The 374-nt window shown below is 65.8% G+C and carries 2 pseudogenes; both read right to left on the bottom strand.

Annotated elements, in window-relative coordinates:
- Nucleotides 1-151 (bottom strand): annotated as a pseudogene (locus WDV06_RS37200) (2-oxoacid:ferredoxin oxidoreductase subunit beta); the annotation flags it as partial.
- Nucleotides 144-374, bottom strand: a pseudogene (locus WDV06_RS37205) (2-oxoacid:acceptor oxidoreductase subunit alpha); the annotation flags it as partial. The pseudogenes WDV06_RS37200 and WDV06_RS37205, both read right to left, overlap by 8 nt.

Genomic DNA, 374 nt, shown 5'->3' on the forward strand with positions numbered 1-374 from the left:
AGCCCTGGACGGCGGCGAGGACGGCGTAGTCCCCGCAGCCCGGGCACCAGCGGACCTCCTGGTCCGACTTGAAGTCCTTCATCGACTGCTCGGCCTCGGCCTTGGGCACCAGGGACAGCAGGGTGGTGGGGGCGTCGGTCACCTCAGTCATTGATGGCCTCCTTGAGAACCGTCGCGAGCTGCTCCGCCTTGAAAGGCATTCCGTTGACCTGGTTGTACGACTGGGCGTCGACCAGGTACTTCGCCCGGATCAGCGTGGCCAGCTGCCCGAGGTTCATCTCCGGCACCACGACCTTGTCGTAGCGCTTCAGGACCTCGCCGAGGTTTTTCGGGAAGGGGTTGAGGTGGCGTAGGTGGGCCTGGGCGACCGCTGT

The sequence above is a fragment of the Streptomyces racemochromogenes genome, from assembly GCF_044129415.1.
Classification (GTDB): Bacteria; Actinomycetota; Actinomycetes; order Streptomycetales; family Streptomycetaceae; genus Streptomyces; species Streptomyces racemochromogenes_A.